The organism is Parasphingomonas zepuensis (genome assembly GCF_036663735.1).
Classification (GTDB): Bacteria; Pseudomonadota; Alphaproteobacteria; order Sphingomonadales; family Sphingomonadaceae; genus Sphingomonas.
Genome location: NZ_JAXOJO010000057.1, coordinates 1 through 1,187, shown reverse-complemented (window position 1 = coordinate 1,187; position 1,187 = coordinate 1). Strand labels below are relative to the sequence as shown.

Here is a 1,187-nt window from a genome sequence, read left to right as displayed (position 1 = left end):
AGGTTCATCACCTGTGCCGCCGCCGCAATGCCACGCGCGGCATCATTGCGACCGATCAGCGGGCTGGAAGTCAGCAGTGCGAGGTCACCCGATTCGGCCAATGCGCGCTTTACAGTTGCGAGGCTCGATTCGACCGTCTCGATCGAACCGCCATCGCGCGCGAGCTGAAACAGCGCGGTTGCGTAGCGCCCACTTAGGCTGGCCTGAATACCGCCGGAATTATCCACGGATGCGTGCTTCCTCTTCGGAGTCTCGAAAATGGCCCCATGCGAAAAAGGGGCGCGCCGGTGTGGCAGCCCCGATGGGTTGGCGCGCGCCTAGCAAAGGGGGGCGTGGGATGCAACCCGGGTGGCGGTCGGCGACGGGGAATGTTGGCGTAAAAGCTCGCTGATACCGTACAGCAAGCGACGCGGCGTGAACGCCGCGTCGCTGATTGGCTTAGCGGTTGCCGCCCTGACGGGCGCCGCTGGTGCTGCCCTTGCCACCACCACCGCCGCCACCGGCGGGGCGAGCGGCCCAGGTCTTCTTGCGCGGGCCATAGAAGCGTGGCGCATCGCCCTCACCGCGTGGTGCGGCGGTGCCGAGCGTCTGGCGATCGCCCTGAGGACGGTCACCGCGCGGACGATCGCCGCCGACTGGATTGGCGCGTGGGTCGCGCTGCTTCTGGCCTGAGCGATAGCTGGCGTTGCGGTCCTGCATGGTGCGGCCATTGCGGCCATTCTGTTCGTCGCGGGTGATCGTCACCGGGCCGCGCGTTGCCTTGATCCGTGCCGATTCGGCCATGAAGCCATCTGGCAGCGGCTTGATCGTGACCTTCTGACGAGTCAGCTTCTCGATATAGCGCAGGTACGGACGCTCATCGTCGGCGCAGTAGCTGACCGCGATGCCGCTGGCGCCGGCTCGGGCTGTCCGTCCGATGCGGTGGACATATTGATCCGGCACGTTGGGCAATTCGAAGTTGAACACATGGCTGACGCCCGAGACATCAATGCCGCGCGCGGCGATGTCGGTGGCGATCAGGACCTTGACCTTGCCCGCCTTGAACTCGGCGAGGGCGCGCTCACGCTGTGGCTGGCTCTTGTTGCCGTGGATCGCGTTGGAGGCGACGCCGCTGGCGGCGAGCAGCTTCACGATGCGGTCGGCGCCGTGCTTGGTGCGGCTGAACACGAGCGCACGCTCGACGGCTT

2 protein-coding genes are annotated in these 1,187 nt (G+C 66.4%); both read right to left on the bottom strand.

Translation table 11 applies throughout. From position 1 onward, the window contains the following. A partial coding sequence (locus U1769_RS25190; protein WP_332720898.1) for a F0F1 ATP synthase subunit delta occupies positions 1–227 on the bottom strand: 227 nt, incomplete at its 3' end. A gap of 211 nt (positions 228–438) precedes the next feature. Continuing rightward, the coding region (locus tag U1769_RS25185) for a helicase-related protein (RefSeq protein ID WP_332720897.1) at positions 439–1,187 on the bottom strand (749 nt) is incomplete at its 5' end.